Annotated in this window: 19 protein-coding genes and 2 pseudogenes; 12 read left to right on the top strand and 9 right to left on the bottom strand. The window is 42.0% G+C overall.

Annotated features, from left to right (window positions below; all coding sequences use genetic code 11):
- Positions 1 to 141 precede the first annotated feature (141 nt).
- Positions 142 to 768, top strand: a complete 627-nt coding sequence (gene upp, locus NL646_RS13235; RefSeq protein ID WP_005457783.1) for a uracil phosphoribosyltransferase — start codon at positions 142 to 144, stop codon at positions 766 to 768.
- Positions 769 to 876: 108 nt separating this feature from the next.
- Here the strand turns inward: upp and NL646_RS13230 are convergent, their stop codons facing one another.
- Complete coding sequence (locus NL646_RS13230; RefSeq protein WP_005457676.1) at positions 877 to 2,130, bottom strand: uracil-xanthine permease family protein; 1,254 nt, start codon at positions 2,128 to 2,130, stop codon at positions 877 to 879.
- Between the two features lie 429 nt (positions 2,131 to 2,559).
- On the opposite strand from NL646_RS13230, the gene NL646_RS13225 reads away from it, so the two are divergent.
- Positions 2,560 to 3,762, top strand: a complete 1,203-nt coding sequence (locus NL646_RS13225) for a DUF2066 domain-containing protein (protein ID WP_025522552.1) — start codon at positions 2,560 to 2,562, stop codon at positions 3,760 to 3,762.
- A gap of 68 nt (positions 3,763 to 3,830) precedes the next feature.
- Here the strand turns inward: NL646_RS13225 and NL646_RS13220 are convergent, their stop codons facing one another.
- From NL646_RS13220 to NL646_RS13205, 4 genes are read right to left on the bottom strand one after another with little or no spacing between them, the layout of a single operon-like run.
- Positions 3,831 to 4,274: a DUF2069 domain-containing protein gene (locus tag NL646_RS13220; protein WP_005457718.1), complete on the bottom strand. Its 444-nt coding sequence runs from the start codon at positions 4,272 to 4,274 to the stop codon at positions 3,831 to 3,833.
- Positions 4,275 to 4,326: 52 nt separating this feature from the next.
- On the bottom strand, positions 4,327 to 4,899 hold the full coding sequence (gene wrbA / locus NL646_RS13215; protein ID WP_253664322.1) for an NAD(P)H:quinone oxidoreductase: 573 nt from the start codon (positions 4,897 to 4,899) through the stop codon (positions 4,327 to 4,329).
- Positions 4,900 to 5,250, bottom strand: a complete 351-nt coding sequence (gene arsC, locus NL646_RS13210) for an arsenate reductase (glutaredoxin) (protein WP_021449915.1) — start codon at positions 5,248 to 5,250, stop codon at positions 4,900 to 4,902.
- Positions 5,251 to 5,266: 16 nt separating this feature from the next.
- Positions 5,267 to 6,718: a M48 family metallopeptidase gene (locus NL646_RS13205; RefSeq protein WP_005457720.1), complete on the bottom strand. Its 1,452-nt coding sequence runs from the start codon at positions 6,716 to 6,718 to the stop codon at positions 5,267 to 5,269.
- A 260-nt stretch (positions 6,719 to 6,978) separates the two neighbouring features.
- Here NL646_RS13205 and NL646_RS13200 point away from each other — a divergent pair, with 260 nt between their 5' ends.
- Positions 6,979 to 7,215 (top strand): sulfurtransferase TusA family protein, encoded by a 237-nt coding sequence (locus NL646_RS13200; protein WP_023624344.1) that lies wholly within the window; start codon positions 6,979 to 6,981, stop codon positions 7,213 to 7,215.
- Position 7,216: 1 nt separating this feature from the next.
- The gene (locus NL646_RS13195) at positions 7,217 to 8,287 is read left to right on the top strand and encodes an AI-2E family transporter (RefSeq protein WP_025557856.1); all 1,071 of its coding nucleotides are present in this window, start codon (positions 7,217 to 7,219) and stop codon (positions 8,285 to 8,287) included.
- A 123-nt stretch (positions 8,288 to 8,410) separates the two neighbouring features.
- Here the strand turns inward: NL646_RS13195 and NL646_RS13190 are convergent.
- A pseudogene (locus tag NL646_RS13190) lies at positions 8,411 to 8,548 on the bottom strand (thioredoxin-dependent thiol peroxidase); the annotation flags it as partial.
- A 772-nt stretch (positions 8,549 to 9,320) separates the two neighbouring features.
- On the opposite strand from NL646_RS13190, the gene NL646_RS13185 reads away from it, so the two are divergent.
- The 6 genes from NL646_RS13185 to NL646_RS13160 are packed head-to-tail and all read left to right on the top strand — an operon-like array spanning position 9,321 to position 16,628.
- Complete coding sequence (locus NL646_RS13185; RefSeq protein WP_053349800.1) at positions 9,321 to 10,619, top strand: hypothetical protein; 1,299 nt, start codon at positions 9,321 to 9,323, stop codon at positions 10,617 to 10,619.
- A 9-nt stretch (positions 10,620 to 10,628) separates the two neighbouring features.
- Positions 10,629 to 11,951 carry a GTPase-associated system all-helical protein GASH gene (locus tag NL646_RS13180; RefSeq protein WP_053349799.1) on the top strand — a complete coding sequence of 441 codons (1,323 nt, stop codon included), beginning with the start codon at positions 10,629 to 10,631 and terminating at the stop codon, positions 11,949 to 11,951.
- A 56-nt stretch (positions 11,952 to 12,007) separates the two neighbouring features.
- Entirely contained in the window at positions 12,008 to 12,913 is a 906-nt protein-coding gene (locus NL646_RS13175) for a GTPase domain-containing protein (protein ID WP_203499985.1), read from the top strand.
- Entirely contained in the window at positions 12,900 to 13,748 is an 849-nt protein-coding gene (locus tag NL646_RS13170) for a hypothetical protein (protein ID WP_203499980.1), read from the top strand. The genes NL646_RS13175 and NL646_RS13170 overlap by 14 nt, the downstream gene beginning before the upstream one ends.
- On the top strand, positions 13,745 to 16,174 hold the full coding sequence (locus NL646_RS13165) for an effector-associated domain EAD1-containing protein (RefSeq protein WP_203499979.1): 2,430 nt from the start codon (positions 13,745 to 13,747) through the stop codon (positions 16,172 to 16,174). The genes NL646_RS13170 and NL646_RS13165 overlap by 4 nt, the downstream gene beginning before the upstream one ends.
- A 16-nt stretch (positions 16,175 to 16,190) precedes the next feature.
- Positions 16,191 to 16,628 (top strand): DUF4231 domain-containing protein, encoded by a 438-nt coding sequence (locus NL646_RS13160; RefSeq protein ID WP_053349795.1) that lies wholly within the window; start codon positions 16,191 to 16,193, stop codon positions 16,626 to 16,628.
- Positions 16,629 to 16,920: 292 nt separating this feature from the next.
- Here the strand turns inward: NL646_RS13160 and NL646_RS13155 are convergent, their stop codons facing one another.
- Positions 16,921 to 17,172 (bottom strand): hypothetical protein, encoded by a 252-nt coding sequence (locus NL646_RS13155; protein WP_053349801.1) that lies wholly within the window; start codon positions 17,170 to 17,172, stop codon positions 16,921 to 16,923.
- A 358-nt stretch (positions 17,173 to 17,530) separates the two neighbouring features.
- Between NL646_RS13155 and NL646_RS13150 the strand changes: the two genes are divergently transcribed.
- Positions 17,531 to 17,707 carry a hypothetical protein gene (locus NL646_RS13150; protein ID WP_153904563.1) on the top strand — a complete coding sequence of 59 codons (177 nt, stop codon included), beginning with the start codon at positions 17,531 to 17,533 and terminating at the stop codon, positions 17,705 to 17,707.
- A gap of 1,041 nt (positions 17,708 to 18,748) precedes the next feature.
- Here NL646_RS13150 and NL646_RS13145 read toward each other — a convergent pair.
- Complete coding sequence (locus tag NL646_RS13145; protein ID WP_253664321.1) at positions 18,749 to 20,104, bottom strand: hypothetical protein; 1,356 nt, start codon at positions 20,102 to 20,104, stop codon at positions 18,749 to 18,751.
- Between the two features lie 114 nt (positions 20,105 to 20,218).
- Positions 20,219 to 21,019, bottom strand: a complete 801-nt coding sequence (locus NL646_RS13140) for a hypothetical protein (protein ID WP_053349802.1) — start codon at positions 21,017 to 21,019, stop codon at positions 20,219 to 20,221.
- 540 nt (positions 21,020 to 21,559) lie between these two features.
- Here NL646_RS13140 and NL646_RS13135 point away from each other — a divergent pair.
- A pseudogene (locus NL646_RS13135) lies at positions 21,560 to 22,515 on the top strand (S-type Pyocin family protein); the annotation flags it as partial.

Raw genomic sequence — 22,515 nt, 5'->3', positions numbered from 1 at the left:
GCTATTCTACCAGTGGTTAAATACAGATAGCAAACGTTTGCGTTGGTTTTTTTCTTTAGTGATATATCCTGAAATCCTTGTGAAAATCATGTATAATCTGAAGGTTTGTTTAAATATTGCCAACTATAGCCGGAGATGGACATGAAAGTTGTTGAAGTAAAGCACCCTCTTGTAAAACACAAAATTGGTCTAATGAGAGAAGGTGACATCAGCACAAAGCGTTTTCGTGAGTTAGCGACAGAAGTCGGTAGCCTACTTACTTACGAAGCGACAGCAGACTTTGAAACAGAGAAAGTAACCATTGAAGGTTGGAACGGTCCGGTAGAAGTTGACCAAATCAAAGGTAAAAAAGTAACAGTAGTGCCAATCCTACGTGCAGGTCTAGGCATGATGGATGGCGTTCTTGAGCACATGCCAAGCGCTCGTATCAGTGTTGTTGGTATTTACCGTGATGAAGAAACACTTGAGCCAGTACCTTATTTCAACAAGCTAGCGTCTAACATTGATGAGCGTATTGCTCTAGTTGTTGACCCAATGCTAGCAACTGGCGGTTCGATGATCGCGACTATCGACCTACTAAAAGAGAAAGGCTGTCAGTCAATTAAAGTTCTTGTTCTAGTTGCTGCTCCAGAAGGTATTGAAGCACTAGAAAAAGCGCACCCAGACGTTGAGCTTTACACTGCGGCAATCGATGAGAAGCTAAACGACAAAGGCTACATCGTTCCTGGTCTTGGTGATGCAGGTGATAAGATTTTCGGTACTAAGTAATTAGTTACTCCGAATAAAACAAAGGCTTGGTTTTCACCAAGCCTTTTTTGTTGCTGTTTATTTATTTAGAAAGGTTAAAGTGCGCCACTTAAAAGTCGCGCAGTCGAATTACTTCGCGCTTTCTTCTTCCATTTGAGCGTTATCAACCACGTGGTTTTCACCAAGGTCGTGTGGCAGCACTAGATTAAGAAGGATTGCCACGATACCACATAGGCTTACACCTTGTAGGCTGAACTCGCCGATACCGAAAGCCATACCACCGATACCAAATACCAGTGTTACTGCAACGATCACTAGGTTACGAGACTTGTGTAGATCAACGTTGTTCTTAATCAGCGTATTCAAACCGACGGTTGCGATAGAACCGAACAGAAGAATCATGATGCCGCCCATTACTGGCACAGGAATGGTTTGCAGAATCGCACCTAGCTTACCTACCAGCGCAAGAACAATAGCGGTAATGGCAGCCCAAGTCATGATTACAGGGTTGAAAGCTTTGGTCAGCATTACCGCGCCTGTTACTTCACTGTAAGTAGTGTTTGGCGGCGCACCAACCATTGATGCTGCAATTGTCGCGATTCCGTCACCCGCGATAGTGCGGTGTAAGCCTGGTTTCTTCAGGTAGTTTTTACCCGTTACATTTGAGATAGCCAACATGTCACCCACGTGCTCTACCGCAGGAGCGATTGCAACTGGGATCATGAATAGAATCGCGTTGATGTTGAACTCAGGCATGGTGAAGTTGGGCATTGCAAGCCAAGCTGCTTGAGCTACAGGTGTAAAGTCAACCACACCGTAGAATAGGGATACTGAATAGCCCGCCAAAATACCACCCACGATAGGAACCAGTTTTAGGAACCCTTTTGCGAACACGCTAAGTGCAATTGTCGTTAGCAGTGAAACAGCAGAGATAATGACCGCAGCATCGCCATTTACTAACTGAACCGCACCGTCGCCCGTTTTACCTACCGCCATGTTGACTGCCGTTGGCGCAAGGCCAAGGCCGATAACCATGATCACGGGGCCAACTACAACCGGTGGCAAAATCTTATGGATAAACCCTACACCACGCACTTTGATCATCGCGCCAAGCGCAACGTAAACCAAACCTGCCGCCATCAAGCCGCCCATAGTTGCACCAATACCCCAAGTTTGGATACCGAACATAATAGGAGCAATAAACGCAAAAGAAGAGGCAAGGAAGATTGGGACAGAACGTTTAGTGATTAATTGGAAGAGGAGAGTACCGACACCGGCACCAAAGAGGGCTACGTTTGGATCGAGACCAGTCAGAAGCGGCACGAGCACGAGAGCACCAAAAGCGACAAAGAGCATTTGAGCGCCTTGTAACGCATTTTTCATAATAATTCCCTATTTCAAAGATACGCAGACAAATCCGACGAATTCTATCATCTTGCAATCGTTTGCAACGTTGCTTAGATCAAACTTTCGAATGAATTTATCATCCAAACGAATGTTTTGAGAGTTGGTTGCTTGCAAAATGGACGATTTTACGAGTCCAAATTAAGCCATTCAAAGAATATCGATGTGCTGTGATCTAATAAGAGCTCTTGAAAATGAAGCTTCAAGAGCAATGAATATCAGGTTTTATGTCTTTCAATATGCATCGATATGAGTTCATGTTGATGGGGTAACGTTAATTAATCACCTAGTGATGCAAAAAACGGCATTAACTTGGTCAAACTACAAACAATTCACTCAGTACGCGCCTTGCTCAAGATTTGATAGTTGCTTATTATGCGGGTTCTTGTTTAGAGGATTATGAAAACTATGCGCTATTTAGCTCTCTTACTGATCGGTTGGTTGTCCCTGCCGGTGTATGCATTAACTCAGGTAGATATCTATCGTGCAGAAGTGGTTATCGACAGTGAGCAGAACGACGGTGAGTCTGCGGCTCGTGAACAAGGTATGAAAGATGTGATTGTTCGAGCGACTGGTTCTCAATCTTCGCTAAGCAACCCTGTTATCCAAAAGGCGCTGAGTTCTAGCTCTCGCTATATTTCTCAGCTTGGGAAAAGCCAAGTTGATGGTAAAGCAAGTCTTAAAATGTTGTTTAACAGTGGGCAAATTCAATCGCTTTTGACTCAAGCTCAGTTGCCTTCATGGTCACCGAATCGTGCCAACATTTTGGTTTGGCTGGTGGAAGAGCAAGATTACGACCGCGCAATTGCATGGGAACATTCTGATTCTGCCAACGTTGCTGCGTTGAAAAAAGCAACGGAAGCTCGTGGCCTTCCAATTACGATTCCTGTTGGGGATTTTGACGATGTCACGGGCGTAAACACGTCTGATCTTTGGGGCGGTTTCATTGAACCGATTAGCCAAGCCAGCCAGCGTTACCCAGCGGACGCGGTATTAATTATTCGTGCGCAAGGCGAGCAGATTCGTTGGACTTTGTATGACCAAGCGCCTGCAAAGATTATTGATGCGCAAACTTCTCCACGCAGCGGGTCGGCAACAGGTGCAGACGCTATTTCCGCAATGGTGGATGGTATTGCTGATTACTACGCAAGTAAAAACGCCGTTGTTGTCTCAGGCAAGTCTTCTAAAGCTGTGAACGTGAAAGTGTTAAATGTAACGTCTGCTGCTGATTTCTTCCGTTTAGAAAATGCACTTACCAAATTGAATTCAGTGGCGGGCACTGAAATCAAGCGTGTACAAGGCAGTGAGTTAACGCTGACTATTCATTTGCTTGCTTCACAACAAGCATTTGAGCAAGAGGCTTCGTCTATCTCACAATTGATGGAATTTGAAGATCCACTCGGTGACGTTGAAGAAGTGACGCCATCGGAAGATCAATCGGTAGAAACTCTACCTTCAGAGGCTCAAGCTGTAGAAGGGCAACCAAAAACGGTGGTTCAAGCCGTTGAGGAAACTGTGCCAGCAGCGCAAGTACAACAGCCTGTTGTGATTCCTCAAGTGCAAGATCAATACGATCTGATTTATGAGTGGAATTCTACTTCGCAAAGTTAATCCGCGTTTGGGCATAGAATAAAGAAAGAGTCGCAATTGCGACTCTTTTTGTTTTTGAATCAGAGAAGTTACTTATTGAACTTCGCTTTTTCTTCTTTTTCTACTTGTGACAAGCGTTTGAGTTTAAGGCCTAGCTCTTTTCCTCGAGCACGAGCAAATAAAATATTGCCAGCAAAACCAAGAGAGGTAAGCACCAGCTCAACCGCTGCCAACCACCGTTCACCACCGTCCACGTACAAGATAGTGAGGGCGTGCAAGAAATACAGCATCAAGACAAAGTTCGCCCATGCATGCGTGTAAGGTTTGCCCGCTAAGATGCCAGGTAACGGTAGCAATAACGGAATACACCATGCAATCGCGAGTGTTGTGCTACTCAGATGAGGGTGAGGAGATAAAGCGAGTTGCCAAATCGCGACCCATGCTAATAAAGCTAAGTTGCCGAACAAAGCGAGGTAGCGATACGTTTTTGCTTGAGCACCAAGTGGTGGTTGTTCTTCGAAAGAGTCAGACATCGATTCTCTATCCTTGAATTGATACCAATTCTACTGATTATTAATACTGGTATTAGTGACAAGCTTTGAGCTTTAACGCTGCTGTTGCTAGTCGTTTACCTAATTGTTGTGCCAGGCGAGTCTCCTCCGCTGTGAGACTTGGTTCGTGTCCTACACTGCTGGCACCGTAGGGTGTGCCACCAGATTGGGTCGAATGCAGCTCTGGTTCAGCGTAAGGAATGCCAAGTACCATCATCCCGTGATGCAGTAATGGCGTCATCATGCTTTGAAGTGTGGTCTCCTGACCGCCATGCATCGAAGATGATGAGGTAAATACACAAGCTGGCTTATCGATTAAGTCACCGCTAACCCACAAAGGGGTGGTTTGATCCCAAAAGTGCTTTAAAGGCGCTGCCATATTGCCAAACCAAACGGGACTACCGAACGCTAGACCGTCGCACTTTTTCAGTTCATCTAGAGTAACAATTGGATCGGAAGGGGGATGTGAGTGAGGTGACAATTCTTCAACTGTACGCAAAATTGCTTGGCATTGAGGAGTCGATTCGACTCCTCTTGCTATCTGTCTTGCCAGTTGTTTTGTTGAGCCATGACGGCTGAAGTACAAAATAAGGATCTGGCAATCCATTTATAGAATATCCAACACTTGCTCTGGTGGGCGACCAATTTTAGCTTTGCCGTTTGCTACAACAACTGGACGTTCGAACAATTTTGGGTTTTGCGCCATTGCTTCGAACAGCTGATCATCACTTACTGATGCTTCGCCTAAACCAAGTTCTTTGTAAACGTCTTCTTTTGTACGCATCATTTCACGTACTGATGAGAAACCGAGTTGAGCGTATAGCGCTTTTAGTTCATCCACATTTAGTGGTGTGTCTAGGTATTTTACGACTTCCGGTGTAACACCATTTTGCTCAAGTAACTCAAGAGTTTGACGGCTCTTTGAGCAACGTGGGTTGTGATAAATCACGACTGACATGGTTTTCTCCATTTCGTTATTGTAATGCCATGAATCGATCTCGTTGGATCATGAGTTGGTCGATACGAGCATCGTATCGCGCTTGTTCTAAGCTACCCAATTCGGCCATTTTACTTGCTTCACTGTAATATTGAATCGCTTTATTCCAGTTTGCTCTTAGTGCCAGAATTTCCGCGCGAGCTGCAAGCTCTTCATCACTACGTCCAAGGGCATGATAGCCTTTCGATAATAGTTGCCAGCCATTGCTATCTTCTGGGTTATCGTGTGTATAACGCTGAAGTGTACGCACCGCTTGATCATTTTGGTTTGCTTCAAGCAACGCGTTGGCGTAGTTAATGGTTAATACTTTGTTTTGAGGATTACGCTTTAGCGCGCTATTTAGTAACTCAACGGCTTTTTGTGGCTGTTTTTTCTCGATGTATAGATCGGTCATTGCATCTAAATAGAATGGGTTGCCCGGGTCTTGCGCTAACAGCTTTTTCAAAATCGGTTCTGCTTGTGATAAGCGTTTGTTGTCCAAATGAACCAGCGCTCGGCCGTAATCAAATGACGGCATGATGTCCGCTGAAGCTTTCTTTTGAGTACGCTCAAACCAACCTAGTGCGGCTTGTCCGTCGATACCGGCATATCGCGCCACAATGCGTGCGCGCGCCAAATGGTAATCGATAGAGGGTGCAATGCGCATTGGGGGATAGGCTTGTGCACGTTGACGGCTATCTGCTACACGGTCTTCTGGTAAAGGGTGAGTCAGTAGCATTGGTGGCGGTTTGCTCGCGTAGCGGTATTCATCGGCTAAACGGCCAAAGAAACGCGGCATTGCTTGCACATCAAATCCTGCTTTCGCCAAGGTTGCGATGCCGAAGCGGTCGGCTTCTTTCTCGTTTGAGCGAGTGTAGTTGATTTGGCTTTGCATGTTGCCTGCTGTTGCGGCGGTAATCGCTGCCATGCCAGCTTCTGGTGAAGCAATCGAAAGTAACAATGCACCAGCAAGCGCGGCTAAAGTCGCTGGAGAGCGCCTTGCTTGGTCTTCCATACTGCGCGCTAGGTGGCGCTGTGTTACGTGTGCAATTTCGTGCGCGACAACGGATGCGAGTTCACTTTCGCTACGAGCATGAAGAAATAGCCCTGAGTGCAATGCAACGTAACCGCCAAAAAAGGCAAAGGCGTTGATATTACGATCACGAATCATGAAGAAGTGGAACGGCGTTTTTACATCGTTCGCGTTGGCCACGAGGCGGTGTCCGAGGGAATCGATATATTCGTTGATGACCGGATCGTTGACGATAGGCTTACTGGCTCTGAGCATGCGCATGTACGCGTCGCCATAAATCAACTCTTGGTCTATAGAAAGCGTGCCGCCAGCTGCCGTACCAATATCAGGCAAGTCGATGCTATTGGCGTAAGTCGTTGGTGAACTGATTGCAGCGGCAAGGCACAAACAAACGAGCGAGCGAGTGCGTTTTAACATACGGTTTAAAGATTCTCCAAAATACCTAAGTACGTGGTTGGAGGTCGAGTACCTCACAACATCACCACTATACTTTATGGTCATCCTCTAGGATGAATAGGCTAGCACTAAGACCAAAAATAAATGAATTGGTTTCGTAAATTGTTTTATATCCGAGTCATTTCAGCATGCGGTTAAATCATGTCAGAAGTGCTAGCACCAGCTCAAAAAGCCGTTACAATACAACCCTATCATAAGTGCAGAGCAATACAATGGAATCCATGTTACTTGATTTGCGCGAGCAACGCTGCCCAATGGCGCTGTTACTTGCCAAGCGTCACGCTGCTGAGGTCTTTCAGGATGAAGAATCGCAGTATCATCACCTTGTCATTCAAGTGGTGGATAACAGCTCTAAACGAGACATTGTGAATTACCTTCGTACCCAAGGGTACGTGGTTGATTGCCAATCTACACCAGAGCACTACACATTGACTGTTTTCAATAAGGAATCCGCATAAGATGTTCGAAATGGTAAGTCGTTGGTATCAACGCCGCTTCTCAGATCCCCACGCAGTAAGCCTTGTCGCCATTTTGCTGTTTGGTTTTATCACCATTTACTTCTTTGGGCATTTGATTGCGCCATTGCTGGTGGCGATCGTATTAGCATATCTCCTAGAATGGCCAGTGGTTAAATTGTCGCGTATGGGTGTGCCTCGCACCTTATCAGTGATTATTGTTCTGCTGATTTTTATCAGCATCATGTTGATCGCCTTATTTGGCTTGGTTCCGACGATCTGGACTCAGGTTGGCAACTTAATCAACGATATTCCGAACATGTATAACGGGCTGCAAAAGTTCATCATGACGTTGCCTGAGCGCCATCCGGAATTGGCTAACCTACAAATTGTAGAAACTGTCGTGACCAACGCGAAAAACCAAGCACTAGGTTTGGGTGAAAGCGTGGTAAAAGGCTCACTTGCATCGCTAGTTAGTATTGCCACATTGGCGGTGTACTTAATTTTGGTGCCGCTGCTGATTTTCTTCCTGCTTAAAGACAAAGAAGAAATGCTTAGAATGGCGAGCGGCATTTTGCCGAAAAACCGTAAGCTAGCGAACAAAGTGTGGCACGAGATGAACGAGCAAATCTCGAACTACATTCGCGGGAAAGTGCTGGAAATCTTGATTGTTGGTGGCGTGAGCTACGTAACATTCGCGATTCTAGACCTACGTTACTCCGCATTATTGGCCGTTGCTGTAGGTTTGTCGGTATTGATTCCATATATTGGTGCAGCAGCGGTAACCGTACCGGTTGCGATTGTTGGTTTGTTCCAATGGGGCATGACGCCACAATTCTACTGGTTGTTGCTGGCTTACGGCATCATCCAAGCGCTAGATGGTAATGTGCTTGTGCCAGTTCTATTTTCAGAAGCGGTTAACCTTCACCCGGTTGCGATTATTGTTGCGGTACTGGTGTTTGGCGGTTTATGGGGATTCTGGGGAGTCTTCTTTGCGATCCCATTAGCGACGTTAGTGAAAGCCGTTTGGAATGCGCTACCAAGCACCGAAGAGAGCGAACCCGTCCAAGATTAACGCGTTCGACATTGAGCAAAGCTCAGTGATTATTCGATTGAATAAAAAGCCCAGCAATCAATGCTGGGCTTTTTCGATTCTTAGGACGTTAACTCTTAACGTATGACTCTAAACGAGCTCGCATTAGGCGTTTTCGTTTAGGTAGTTCAGAACCACTTCGTGGTGATCTTTCGTTTTGAACTTGTTGAATACGTGCTCAATCACGCCTTCTTCATTGATTAAGAAGCTGATGCGGTGAAGGCCATCGTAAACTTTGCCCACAGAACTGTACCTTTGGAAATTTTTTTAGACTCAATCTTTGACGATTTTCAACAAACTCTATACTTAACAGTTAGTTAGGTTAATAATTTCTCTTTTTGAACCTCAATTATAGCAGTTGTCATAATTTTTTGTAAATTGGGCTCATTTTGACGCTTTTCCAAGTGAAAACTTGTCATAAAAACTAAGTCGTTGCTATAAGTTGAAGTTGATAGTCATTACGATGGGAGCGCTTGGTGATCACATATACTTGTCACCCAACTCGCTTTTGGACATAAATCAGTTAGAGCAAGCAGACTAAATACCACTCACTGCATTAGTTTATCTATCTCAACTAGACTACCAAGACATTGCCTTGGATGAATAAGCATGCAAGAGATAAGGATTCGACACATTTCTTTTTACTTCGCTAAGGCTGAAGTATCACCCTTCAAGCAGCACTAAGTTGCCGTCAACTTACGTTTTTCAAGTAACTCCACTGCGAGTTTGTTCGCTTTCATATACTTAACGTATTCAACGAACCCTTTGGAAAGTCAACTCATATTAGGTTTATCCGAGCTACTCGGAAAATCATGACATAGATCAGGTATAGCGCTATGAAGATGTTTAGTTACCCGCTATAGCTAAACTCGAAGATAGCTCATCTGTATGCTCGTAATGTCATGAATAAAGATGAGTTTTCTGGATAGCATCCGTTGAAAAACAATGCACCTATCACCATATGATATCTAGAATATTGCTATTCTCGAGTGACTAAATCTAGAAGCGGATAACCATGACGGAAAAAGAAAAAATAGATGTCCTTATTGTATGCGCATTAAAGGATGAATTTGAGCAAGTCTTACAAATCAAGGACGGTATCGATAGTACTGGTTGGATAGAGAGAACTTTATCAAGCGGGAGGTTAGTTGCTGATGCTCGTTTTGCAGGTAAAGACAATGTAGCAATATCTGTCCGAGTCACTTGGTCTTCATATATGGGGCGGGAAGAAGCGAGCGCTCTAGTTCATAGCATGCTTTCCGAGGCTGACTTTAAGTGCATTGCAATGACGGGTATATGCGCAGGCCGAAGAGGAAAAGTCTCCCTTGGCGATGTTATTTTTGCGGAAAGACTTTGGTCTTACGATGCAGGTAAGCTCATTAAAGAAGGTGGTATCGAGGTATTTCAAGGTGATATGCTTCAATACCGCCCTGACACAGAAACTGTTCAAAGAATGCAAAACCTCTCTGTAGATTTATCCGCTTGGCCGATCTCTCGGCCTAAGTACCCACTCGAAAATCAAGAGAATTGGGTAATACAGTGTTTAGCAAACCAAATTAAACCATTTGAACATGACGAATTTGATACCAAATGCGCAGATTGGCAGTCTGTGTTAGCCCGATTACTAAAGAAAAAATTAGTGACTAAGGAACTTACTTTAACTGACAGTGGGATCGAGAAAGCCACTGAGTTGAATCTATGGCACCCGAAAGGGTTACCTGAGCCTGAGCCATTTAGAATTCATGTCGCTCCTATAGCAACTGGGGCGGCTGTTGTTGAGGATTCAGGCTTGTTTTCAAGGCTTTCTCATTCTATGCGTAAAGTTCTTGGTGTTGATATGGAAGCAAGTGCACTAGGTGCTTTAGGTAATATAAATCGAATGCCTGTAATTGTAGTAAAAGCAGTTTCTGATTTTGGTGACACATTTAAAGATGATCAGTACAGGCACTTTGCTTCTCAAGCATCCGCTCAGTGCATGTTGAAGTTTCTTCGAGACAATGCAGATATGCTTACTCACCACCAGGAAGTCGAGTTGATGAATGTTTCAACTGATGACCTAATTGTTTTTTTAGCAGAAGAGTACCCTGATATTTCAGATGCTAGGGCTCTTTGGAAGAGAGCTGGCGGGCGAAACAGTGATATTGCGAGCAACTCAAGACCAAAAGATATGTGGTTGAATATTTGGCAAAAATCAGTCAACGGTGCAGCGGTGAAACCACCTGACCTGTTGAATACTGTTGCTCATGACTATCCTGAAAGCGATTTAATTAAAAGCTTTTTAACTCATTTATCCGTCAACGAAAAACTGTACTAAGGAGCTACTATGGATACAATTTTGGATTCATTTTTAGGTTTAGGGCTTATTGAGAGCATCGACGGTAATGATGAACGCTTTGCTAAAATCGAGCAAGCAGCTCAAAAGCTGGCTGAATATTATCGTGAAGAGCGTGACCAACTTATTCCAGCAATTCTATGTGGCTTAAACCCTAATGTTTCACTAGATGAGTTGCCCATAAACAAAGCAAAAGAGCTTCTTCAGAATGAGTGGAAGGCATTCTTAACCGCATATACTGATGAACCAGTTAATCTATATAGATCAATTATTCTCGAAGCGTGCTCTCAAGTATCAGAAGAAGATAACAATGCTGCAATAATGTGGCTCACCGCTTGTGACATATTCCCATTATTACGATGTGGAAAAGAAGAAAAAGTACTGCGAACCTTTTTGCAATCATTAGGGCGTACTGCTGAGCAGAATTCAATCGTTAGTGCGCCAGGCTTGTCATTTAGCAAAGAGAAAACAATTAAGCTAGATGAGCTACCAACTCCAGTCGTTAATAAAAAAGATGTTGATGAAAATGATCTTCGCGAGCGTATAGGTGGAGCTGCTGGTCAAACTTATATCAATAAAGAAGGCCAAAATGTTCCGGGTATCAATCCCAATAGATACGCCGCTCATCAGAACCCGCCCCATTGGGCCGGCGACTTTGCTGAAAGAATGTCTGAAATTATAACTTCAGAAATCGCACTTGTTGAAGAACAATCAATTGCTAATAATAAGGCAATGGAGAATCTCAACTCGCTGAAGAAGTCCGTTGAAAAAGCCCTGAATGAGCAAAGGCTAGCCCTTCAAAGGCAGCAAAAAGCATTTTTAAATTTTCAAAGGCAGGAGCAAACGAGGCTAAATGTTTTATGGTGGGCTGAAGCTCTCTATTCAACATCTCAAAAAGAGAGCTATCGATCTCACCCTCCTGAAATCGCAGCGGTTTTAATGCCGTATGATTTGCTCGAAGAAATACAACTACCGTCACCAGCTAGTATTGTATACACATTAGCTGAGGCGGTAGGCAAATTACCTGAATGCAGTCATGACCGTAACTACAGTTTTTATGAAATTTTGACTGAAATTCGAAGCAAACGTTCGCGGCTCGATCCTTGTTGGTTAAAAACACTTACTTCTAGATCCGACGAGAAAAGCTCAAATATTGGGGGGATGGTTGTTCGAGCTTTAGTTGATGAGAATTGCGATTTGAATTCATTGATAGAGAAATCTTTTATTCCTCAGGACTGGCGTTGTAGCCTCCCCGAACTATCAAGAGCAATTTTTAGACAGGAACAGGCATACCGACTAGTTGCGGAGGTGTAGGTATGAGTCGGTGTTCAAATCCAAATTGCTTTGTACATGATGGCGATACTTGTTGTATGGGAGAGCTCAATCATGAAGATTGTCCTTCATGGAGCCACAATAAGGCAACTGAGAACAGTGACCTAGAAAGAAATGAAAACAATATTTCCTTTCGAGTACCTTGGTCATCTTCAGCTCTAGGGAGCTCAGATTTATCGCGTCTGTATCAACAAGGCCCATCAATTTTTATTGGATTGCTTGGCGCCCAAAATACAGGAAAAACGACTTTTCTAGCTGCGAATTATTTGCAATTACTGTCAGGTGAAAAGTACAACAATTTTGAGTTTTGTGGCTCTCAAACTCTTGGTGCATGGGAATCAATAGCATCATGGGCTCGAATTAACAATGAGAAGCAATTGCCATCATTTCCACCTCATACTCCACGCGGGGTGGATCGAACGCCTGGCATTCTTCATCTCATCTTACAAGACTCCTATGATAAGATTAAGAACATCTTTCTTACGGACGCTCCTGGTGAGTGGTTTACAAGGTGGTCTATTGATGTCGACGCTATCGATGCCGCAGGGGCAAAATGGACAGCCTCGCAGAGTGATGCCTTCTTAATATTTGCTGATTGTGAAAAGCTTGCTGGAGAAGAACGCAGTGTGGCAAGGAGAGAGCTGCGGACAATTATCGAACGCTTAGGTGAATCTGTCGGTTCTAGGCCAACAGTGCTTGTTTGGGCAAAAAGTGACAAACAACCTATAGAGGGAATAAAAAAAGCAATTCAAAGAGCTTTAGAAAGCAATATTCCCCATGCCAAAGAGTTTGAAGTAACAGTGGAAGATCCTGCTTCTTTTACAATAGCGTTAGAATCAATCTTAAATGAGGCTTGGATACCTAGGTTTTGCGAACCTATCACGGAACCTATTGTAGGGAACACTTCATTTCTCGTTTTTAGGGGGCACCATGAAAAATTTTGAAATACTGCTTCTTGGTGGCCCTAATAGTGGTAAGACACACTATGCAGGACAACTCTTTGGGCGACTAAAACGACGTCCAGGTAAGTTAAAAATCAGGACTGGTGATGGTACGTCAGTTAATTTAAGTGCTTTAGAAGATGTACTAACCCAGTTGGAAGACGGCAATGCAGCTGAGCACACTCACGCCGATCAGTACTCCGAAATACTATTCCCGTTAATTGATAGCAACCAGATAACAATTGATCTGTACTGGCCTGATTACGGTGGCGAGCAATTATCTCAGGTTTTTAAGCAGCGAGAGATCTCTTCAGATTGGCGTAGAAGGTTACAAAGTACAGATGGGTGGTTAGTATTTATTCGCCTTAGTGGAGAGAAAACTTACCCGGACGCTTTGTCAAAGCTAACTTCTATACCAACTAACACACCAGGTGAAACTACAAGACCTGAAATTTGGGATGCTAACGTATATTGGATAGAACTTCTTCAGATGTTGTGTCACGTGGCTGGCTTAAATCTAAGCTCTAAGGAAAATAAGCCTCCGTTAGCCATCGTATTATCTTGTTTTGATGAAGTACTCGAAGAAGGTCAAGTGCCTTCAGAAGCCTTGAAAAGTAAATTACCGTTATTCTATTCATTTATCCAAGCAACTTGGCCGGAAAAGATGACATCTATATGGGGGGTGTCTTCCTTAGGTAAGACCCTTCAACCCAATAGCAATGATGATGACTTCATCGATGAGGGCCCAGAATATCAGGGCTGGGTAATTGCTCCTGAGCAGAGTAACAAGGATTCTGACTTAACAGCTCCACTCTATTGGATACTAGATAATATATGACAACGAAACCACTAAAAGCTATTTATGGTTGCAGGAATAATAGTCATGATTTGCTATTCTGGGACGGAGATTCTCCCCTTCCTCCTGAATTACTTGGCTTGACTGACAAACCCGGGGGATACGTTACCCCTAAAGAAAAATGGTGGCCAGCAATCAACTGTGGACCTGTTGGCAACTGGTGGGCGTTATGGAGTATTGAGCCTGACTTGGATGCGCCGCGCAGTGGTATGGTAAAAAGTACGGTTTTACTTTGGGAGTTGGACAAGATATCTCAAGTACACTGTCTTGAAGAATTTATTTATCAATTAGTTAACCATAAAGAGTATAAGCAGCCTTGTTCCAGCTTGTTGCAAAATGTCGCAAACAAACTGATTTGTAGCGACAACATCCTAGCTATAGAAGCTGACGAAACCTTACCCTTATTAATCGCTCACCTATGGGAGAAGTTGTGGGGAGAAGCACGAAAAGAATTTTCTGTTAGAAGCGCATTCACACCGCCTCAATCATTAGTACGTGCTAAGTTGCCTACATTTTACTATGTTCCCGCATCAGTATTGAATCAATGGTATCTGCCTAACGTATCCTTAATTAATAGTACAACAACCATTGAAACCTCTCGAGCAACTAACTACCTGATTAATCGAGTCGAAAATGATTCGTTACTTTGTCAACTACTGCTTAACTGTTGCGAGTTAACGGGCGATTTGAAAGTATTGAATAAGCTAGGAAGAGCCGCTGACAACATTGATCAGTTCAGAGAAAATTCCACTTTGACTAATGCTATCGTAGCGCTTCGAACTTTGATCGCTTGCTCTCCATCACCAGATAAAGCTAAAGATATAAAAAATGAGCTTTTGAGTTCGATTAAGATGCTAATGGTTAGTAAAGGCGACGCTTCTGATATTTTGACTATGTGCAATTTATCAAGTGATGCTGTTCCTAAAGGAGCTATGCCGGAAGTAGAACTATCAAATTGGATAAAGAACAACTTAGTAACTCTTAGTCACGAAGACCTTAACAAGTACTTTGAAAGAGCGTTGCCTGATAAATCAACGCAGTGGTGGTCACAGTCAGTTGTCAATGGGATCGGCACACTAGTTAATCAACCCGAAACCAGTGAACATACATTGTTCTGGCTTTCAATAGTCAACTTTCAAAAAACTTTCTTACGGCTATCTTCTGTACCACAAGATCTTGAGCAAATGTTGTTTGAATGCGCGAAAGCGAGTGACATGACAGTAGATAACTTCATGGCGCTAGAGCAATTTTCTATTTCTCAGAAGTGGGCAAAGCTACATGCTTGGACTGTTTTTAACCTATATGATGAAGAGCAGGTTTACAATAAACAACGCAATTCCATGCCTAATTGGATAGAAGGTTTACCATTCATAGCTCAAAGTTTGTCCCACAGGCATGCAATTAATCTACTCAGGGATAGTGCTTTTTCTCCATTCGTTGATTTATTAGCTGAACGGTCCCTAAAAGAGCCAACTCTTCTCAACTACATTGACATTACAGAAGAGAGTGCGTTTCAAATGTGGCAAAAACAGTTAGACATAGGTGGTTTTTTTTACCCTCCAAACATAGAAACAGAGACTTTTCTAGCAAAGCTCTGTGGTTGTCTTCAAACTAATATTTTACCTGGGATTTTTGAGCGAATATCTAAGGAAATTTCGGAGTATCTATTATCAAGTACAGATAGAGTTAAGGTTTGGTCTCAGCTCGACGCAACAAGAAGTAATATTCTAGCAAAAGATATGACTAAAAAAGTTGTGACTACCCCTCAGGCTTTACAGCACTTAAGTGACGCCGAACCTTATCTTATCAATGAGCTTAAAGCCCACATGACTGGCAATTATATCGAACCTGCTTTTATTCTCTCGTACTTATCACAATCGATTTCTCACAGGGAAGAGGATGTTTTACGTTGGGTTAAGAAAGTTCACTCTAGAACTTCTAGTGCTCATGCCCATATGCTTGGGAATATAATATTAGAAAAGCGCTGGAAAAACGTTGCGAATGGCTTATACCAAAGTAGTTATGGATGGCTGGCAGAAACCCCAAACTTTAAGTCAACAATAGAAACTTGTTCCGAACTTTTAAATTCTACTAATAGGTTTTGGTATTCACTTTATACCGGTACTTCAACTCAGCCACGCCAAAGTGAGATCATTAGGAAGTTTTCAGAAGTCAGCGCAGATCTTGCTTATGATAGGCTTGACTCAATTTGGCAGAAAGCTGGCGGCAGACCCAGTAGACTAAAGAGCCATGGAACAGAGTTAGATAAGTGGTTTCATGCCGCAAACGAAGCAGAAAAAGGGGCTTTAAGCGGAGGTTTAATCGACTTATTAGAAGTATTAATCGAAGAATTTCCTAACAATAAGCAGTTACGCGAGATCAATTATATTGTTTCAAATAGATATTAATCAGGTAGTGTGAAAAATGTCAGCTCGAGAATACAGTTCAGAACAAGTGGAACACTTTAAGAAGAAAGCAGATCACAATAAGCAAGAGTCACTTTGGTGTTTTAGAATTATTATGCTTGGTACTTTATCTGCTCCTCTTCTGGTTGGTTTAGGTGAGGGTGTTTTTTATGCGAAAGTGCTGCCATCTATCTTGTCGGCTATAGCAGCATTTTGTACGGCATGGCTACAACTACGTAAACCACAAGAACTATGGTCAATTTATCGGAATGCCCAGAGACAAATTGAAGTACAGATAACCCACTTTGATTTCAATGTGGCAGATTACACTGGCTTAGATGAAAGCAAAGCAAGTGAGCTGCTAGCTTTAACTGTTAGCAACTTGGTACTGGAAACCAATAGCCGATGGACAAAGCATGTTCCAAATCCATCTAACTTGAAATTAGAGAGCAACTAGCATCAGGAACGGTTTTTAGCTGACATTGTGCATTAAATGAAGTGAAGTTGAAGACTACAACTAACTAGATGAGCCTGAATGTGATCTGTCAGTTTCGTTTCTACAATATCTGACAGGTTAACTTAAATTACTTCTATCCCTCATACGACTCATAGTTACAATCTAAAAATACGTTTTTTTTTGCATAAATTCTAATACCACAACATGAGCAATATTGGGTTAAATTACGAATGGTTGGATACGCTAATTTGTTCGACGAAGCTAATAATGGGGCAAAAATGCGTTGCAGTTATTAAATGGGGAAGTGTTTTTCCTCGTATTCTTCAACCAATGCAGCGAGCCTTTCAAGCTCGTCTCCTTCAGGAGTGCCGGGTTCGGCTACATCAAGCAGTGATTTAATTCGCTTCAACGCGGCCATGTAATCACTTTCAGAAATTTCAAGGCCCAACTCATCCAATGTTACTTCAGCTAGTTCATCACTATGCGCAGTGTGGGGCGTCATCCCCTTGACCAGTTCTTTTTCAGATAACCGTTTTTTGCTCACAACTCGTCTTCCATTCAAGATAAGATTAGATAATTTATAGCATACTGAGTTATTAACTACAGGGTAAGGTTTGTCCTGAAACACGGGATGGGGCAAAGAAGATTTACGAAAGACGATGCATGTACTACTGCATCAATAACTTTCACGCTGAATTAACAAAAAATCCAATTGCCGAACCTAAACTTAAGTGATGTAGATGAGCTTTGACAAAAAATGGTATATCACGGACTTTAAACTAATGGAGACGCTTCCTATTGAACCTGTTTAGATGAGTGTAGACACGTAACAATGTCAAAGCTATATTTACTTATCATCGTCATCGGATGAAATCCGCGGCTCGCCATCTAAGATATATGACATGAAACAAGAAACTAAAAAAATTCACCTTTCCGACCAACAGCGTCGTGAAGCAGTTACTCGCTTGATGAGTCGAGTTATTGTCAGTGAGCATCGTGCCCCCAAGATCAAGAAAGTCCGCCGTAATGTTATACAACAGATGTGCGTTGCATTTACTAAGGCAGTTCACGCTGAATAGCAATCACTAGTAATTCTTTCACAGCCTTCAAAGGTGTTTTGTTATCTAGCCAAAAACTAGCGCTATTGTTGCGTTAGCTTCCTCTCTAGAAATTGAATGAAAATGTCATCTTCTATGTAAAACAGATCATAACCAACATGCTGAATACCCTCTTGCGAGATTTCCGTGATTTGCCCTTTACCATCGTTCTCGAGTGAAAACTCTCGTTGAAGGTTATATATCAACTGATTGAACCGAAGGTCAGTATTGTTGCTCCAAAGTTCCTTCAAAAGTGAAAGCGTAGTTTCTATTCTTTTAGGGTCGCGCATTGATATGCTCCTTGTGGTCTAACGTCAAAATACATATTTGAATTAATTTTTATGATGTTAATTATCAGCGCCAAGGGGCAACACGTCTAGCGGACATACATCTTAATTGAGGTGTTCCCCAAAGTATTACTGTTTAAAACCAATACCAAAATTTAACTCTAGTTTTGGTATTTCACACTTTTCTGGTCGTGTATTTGAGCTCAAATACCAAAAGTAACGTTGAATTTAGTATATATACCAAAAATATGCATAAATTTTGGTATCGCATGTAGAAAATGCAGGATGCAATCTCCCTTCAACCAATTTGTATCTATTTTGTTTGTGCAGGAACCTGTTAGCACCTAAAGCGTTGAAGGCACTTTAGTCTAGAGGACGTGCCCCATAGATAAAAAGACAATATAAACCTGATTGGAACGATATCTTTACTTAGTTATTACTTGGTCTTTTCCACAAATAAGAGCAAACTCATCGCGCAAGTTGCGTCACGCAACCTGCGTGATGAGCTTTTTAGTTCGGAGAAGGAATCAAGAAAGGTTTGCCATTAATGCACAGCACACTCTTGGACAAAAACGTGCCAGCGATTTTGCTAAATTAGCAAATAATCAATAATTGCAGGTATGGCAAATGTTAAATTGACGTGCGATCTTACAATTTACTTATATAGAGGCTCGGGCTTGGTTAACATTTGGGGTTTAACGTTGGCTACGCAACGCTTAGTCCTTATCTGTTATATTTACCTTACGTACTCACCCATTACGTTCTCATAATCGGTGTCATTACCAAAAACTTCTTTATAGATCTTTTTAGCTTCAGATTTATCATTTAAATCTAAGGCTCTCGCTTTGTCTCTAATAGCAGGCATAGATTGAAATTTTGCATTTCTTAAATCTTTAGCGCCAAAAGCATTCCAACTAGCAGCCATTAGAAGGTTAACTATAAGTTTAAATGCATTTTGATCAGTTAATATAGCGTCTAGTTCATCGATGATAGTGTAGCAAGTTCTTGCAAATTTATTAGCTACTTCAAAATCACTCGAACCGGCCTTTGCCATTAATATTTCAATATACTTTTCTTTAGCATATTCTGATTTTGACAAATTATTGAGTAAATATGAACTGTACAAAAACTTTTCAACCGTGCTTGAAAACTCGGTTTCAAAAATATCACTTATAACCTCATCGTTTAATACGCCAAACATGGAACTAAACATTGAAACCGGATGAGAAAACCTAGAGTGCCCAAGAGTACTATCTACCTCTGATATTCGATATTGAATAATGACCTTTAACCTTTTAAAGGTTACATCATCAATAGTTTCAAGGACGCTCGGATTTGATGTAATAGAACGAATGATCATCGTAAAGTAGTCTTCATCTTGTGATTTTTTCTCAATCAACATGCGGCGAACAACTGAAACTATTCTCTCATCATTATTATCAAAAGTCAGGCCAATAATAAAGAAGCTTGTATTTTTTGACACTATATCATCAGAAGACGGAACCTTTTCAATTAGTTTGCTAATAAGGTACGGGTACGTATCCGGATGAATACTTTCGAGTTCCTTCCTAACAACTTTTGCAATGGTTGTTATATCTGTAGAGGGAAATAAATTCTTATTGACAGTTGAAGCTAATATTTCATCAGCGAGCTGGGTAGTTGAAAGAATTTCTTTACTGAGGAAGCGATTAATTGACTCAAAATAGATGAATCTTGCCTCTTCCGCAGAAGGCTTATGACCTGATGGATGAGCGGCTTTATTACGTAGTTGGCGAAGTATATCCAAAAAAGTAGAGTCTAAGGATGTGAGTAAGTTATTTGAAGATAGTTGATTAATCAGGTCACTCTCGAAAACCTCTTGATTTCCTCGTTTCTTAGAAACTTCATCATATATCTTTTTGGCTTTTTTATTTACTTTAGCCAAAACATCCAATTTAGCTAAAATGTCATCAAATAATGCAATGTACGATAGGACTATTGTAGCTCTGTATGCGCCAGTCATATAACAAGTCAAAGCTTCTCTCATATATGACTGAACATTTTTATCAATAATTTTGGAAGCTAACTCTTCCATATCTGTTAGTTTTGCCATTGTTTTCTCATAAATATAACGCTTTGCTACGTGGCAATAAAATAGCTGGCTAAAATTAGCGAGGCACGAGCAAAAGCCAGCTGTTTTTTGTCCGTTTGAGCAACTTGTTAGTACTTACCTTCTAGGACCGCTTGGACCACCATTACGAGGTTTCGACTTAACAGTAGGCTCAGGCTCATCAGGTTTAATCCATTTATCGTAAAGACTATTATCTATAAACGAATTATCGAGCTTTGGCTCCAACATTTGAGTTTTAGATACCGCTGCATTAAGAATCACAAATGGCCTATCTGTTTCACTGGCTAGTTTTTTCACCTCATCCACTGATTCTCTTTGAAAATCCAAATGCATGCCAAGCAAATTACTACCTAAAGCTTTAACCCAAAGATCACCATACTGAAGCAATAACCTTCCCGAGTTTGATGCTAACTTAGCTTTTGCTAACTCATCCACAAATACAGTAGGAACGGAAGATGCAATAGCTCTTTTCTCTTCACTATCCACATCATAAAGTAATACATTACTGGCGTGTGTTTTTGAATGTATCCTAGAAAGCTGCTCTTGTTTCATGGACGAAAACCCTTTTGGCTTCCATTTATCATCAAAAAATTGTCTTTTAGCTTCGTAAAAAGCAACACCTTCGACAAAACGATCGCTCGTGACCCAGACTTTCACTATTACTGCAATGTCTCCAAAGCTTGTTTCAGACTTACCTTTAAGCTTGAAACCTTCCCACTTAACCTTTTGAGGTTTATCCTCCCAGTCTATTTCTAGTCCTAGACTTTCTATAGACTCCATGACTTGAGTCGTTATATGGTTTTCACTCCAGCCATCGAGATGATAGTTGTTAAAACAAGTTACTAGCGCATTATTAATTTTGTTGTTTGCTTCGTTCAGCCAATCTAGATATTTCATTTCGTCCTAACTCAATAATTAAAGAGTGCTAATGCTTATGAGACTACACATAGTAGTCGTTCATCCTTCGATAGTGCAGTCTTTTTCATATTAACTCAACTGATAATCAATAAGTTATACCACATGAAGGGAAGTTAGACTGCAAGATGTCTCCTATTGACGGGAGTGAACAGTTGTCAAATCAATCGAATAAGTTTTATTAGGATAAACGCACGCCCCTAAAATGTGTAGAGCATTTGATCTAACGAACTTTGGGGCAAAACCTTCTTAGAGCTATTACATACACAATGTGATCACTACGAATGTGTTCACGGGTAAAAACACCATATGTATCGCTTCAACTAAACAGGTACCGTACACAAAGACCACAGCCAACACCGACCAATTCCTTGGATTTGTATCCAACTTTTTGGCTCTATAAACAAAAAATTGTATCGGCGTATACTACTATCATCCTAATTGGCTGATTTTGCAGAAGAAAGTTAATGGCATGCTTACTGCTTATTGCCGTGATAACTAGTATTCACTTTAGGTATTTGTGTGTCCTATAAAGTTCTTCCACTGTCGGAAGTAATGTCTCATGAATTTGGATTGATAGAGGGCAACTTCCATAATATTTCGGAAGCGGATATCGCCTCTGCTATTCCTTCACATCTTACTTTTGAACAGCTAAAGCAGCATCTCTACGAAGGCAATCTCGTGCTCGTGAGTGATACGCCTCAAATTCCCGCTCTACGTAGTTACAACGACCCAATAGGTCCTAAAACTTGGCGGCTGAATTCTGAGGTTATCTCTGAACTTTCGGATGATGCGGCTAATAATTTGTTAGCAATAACGAAAAACACCAGAAAAACGGGAGGATACAGATCTTGTCTAGGGGAAACCTCGACGCTCGAACGAGTTTACACGCCGCAGCCAATCGCAACCGAAAGTGAAGAGGAAATCACCAAGGAATTTGAGTACAGCTTCGAAGTCGGCTGCTCGGATGCCACCATAAAGAAAATGGTGCACAGTGACTTTGCTTTAGCGAAAACTGAAAAAGAGAACGCGTTAACTCGCTGGGAACAAACCAATACCGAGCAAGGCACCCGCTACACAGCGTTATGTGTATTTGATGAGCCAAAGCGTTTAAATATCCACATCGCTGATGACAATCTCGGGCTGACACCACAGGAAGCCGTCACATTACAAAAAGCCGGCAGCCGTAAAGCTCAGGAGGGTTTTATACCTGTTGTCCCTGCAGTGCGATTGGGTGAACGTTTAGGTTTGCCTACAGAAGGCTATTACTACCACTTTAATGATGGTGAACTTGTCCAAGAATACAAAATTCTTGGGGAAGAAAAATGGGCGTTTTACGCTACGCAATCGACACAAGACAAGCTCAATGACGAGCGTGGTTTTACTAAAGACCAAAGCGCTATTTTGGTGTATTGGAAATTAGCCGATCAAATCATCGAAAATCAATACATCATTTATCTTGAGCGACAAATCACGCG

The sequence above is a fragment of the Vibrio sp. Y20_XG_PY13 genome (genome assembly GCF_024181925.1).
Lineage (GTDB): Bacteria > Pseudomonadota > Gammaproteobacteria > Enterobacterales > Vibrionaceae > Vibrio > Vibrio parahaemolyticus.
The sequence above is the reverse complement of the archived record's forward strand: the minus strand, read 5'-3'. Positions and strand labels throughout refer to the sequence as shown.

Excerpts from the sequence above, each read along its gene's own strand:
- NL646_RS13140 (WP_053349802.1), bottom strand. The coding sequence starts at position 21,019 with ATGAAATATCTAGATTGGCTGAACGAAGCAAACAACAAAATTAATAAT.
- NL646_RS13195 (WP_025557856.1), top strand. The coding sequence starts at position 7,217 with ATGTTCGAAATGGTAAGTCGTTGGTATCAACGCCGCTTCTCAGATCCC.
- NL646_RS13145 (WP_253664321.1), bottom strand. The coding sequence starts at position 20,104 with ATGGCAAAACTAACAGATATGGAAGAGTTAGCTTCCAAAATTATTGAT.
- NL646_RS13230 (WP_005457676.1), bottom strand. The coding sequence starts at position 2,130 with ATGAAAAATGCGTTACAAGGCGCTCAAATGCTCTTTGTCGCTTTTGGT.
- NL646_RS13200 (WP_023624344.1), top strand. The coding sequence starts at position 6,979 with ATGTTACTTGATTTGCGCGAGCAACGCTGCCCAATGGCGCTGTTACTT.
- upp (WP_005457783.1), top strand. The coding sequence starts at position 142 with ATGAAAGTTGTTGAAGTAAAGCACCCTCTTGTAAAACACAAAATTGGT.
- NL646_RS13205 (WP_005457720.1), bottom strand. The coding sequence starts at position 6,718 with ATGTTAAAACGCACTCGCTCGCTCGTTTGTTTGTGCCTTGCCGCTGCA.
- NL646_RS13170 (WP_203499980.1), top strand. The coding sequence starts at position 12,900 with ATGAAAAATTTTGAAATACTGCTTCTTGGTGGCCCTAATAGTGGTAAG.
- arsC (WP_021449915.1), bottom strand. The coding sequence starts at position 5,250 with ATGTCAGTCGTGATTTATCACAACCCACGTTGCTCAAAGAGCCGTCAA.
- NL646_RS13185 (WP_053349800.1), top strand. The coding sequence starts at position 9,321 with ATGACGGAAAAAGAAAAAATAGATGTCCTTATTGTATGCGCATTAAAG.
- NL646_RS13180 (WP_053349799.1), top strand. The coding sequence starts at position 10,629 with ATGGATACAATTTTGGATTCATTTTTAGGTTTAGGGCTTATTGAGAGC.
- wrbA (WP_253664322.1), bottom strand. The coding sequence starts at position 4,899 with ATGGATTGCCAGATCCTTATTTTGTACTTCAGCCGTCATGGCTCAACA.
- NL646_RS13225 (WP_025522552.1), top strand. The coding sequence starts at position 2,560 with ATGCGCTATTTAGCTCTCTTACTGATCGGTTGGTTGTCCCTGCCGGTG.
- NL646_RS13175 (WP_203499985.1), top strand. The coding sequence starts at position 12,008 with ATGGGAGAGCTCAATCATGAAGATTGTCCTTCATGGAGCCACAATAAG.
- NL646_RS13220 (WP_005457718.1), bottom strand. The coding sequence starts at position 4,274 with ATGTCTGACTCTTTCGAAGAACAACCACCACTTGGTGCTCAAGCAAAA.
- NL646_RS13150 (WP_153904563.1), top strand. The coding sequence starts at position 17,531 with ATGAAACAAGAAACTAAAAAAATTCACCTTTCCGACCAACAGCGTCGT.
- NL646_RS13165 (WP_203499979.1), top strand. The coding sequence starts at position 13,745 with ATGACAACGAAACCACTAAAAGCTATTTATGGTTGCAGGAATAATAGT.
- NL646_RS13160 (WP_053349795.1), top strand. The coding sequence starts at position 16,191 with ATGTCAGCTCGAGAATACAGTTCAGAACAAGTGGAACACTTTAAGAAG.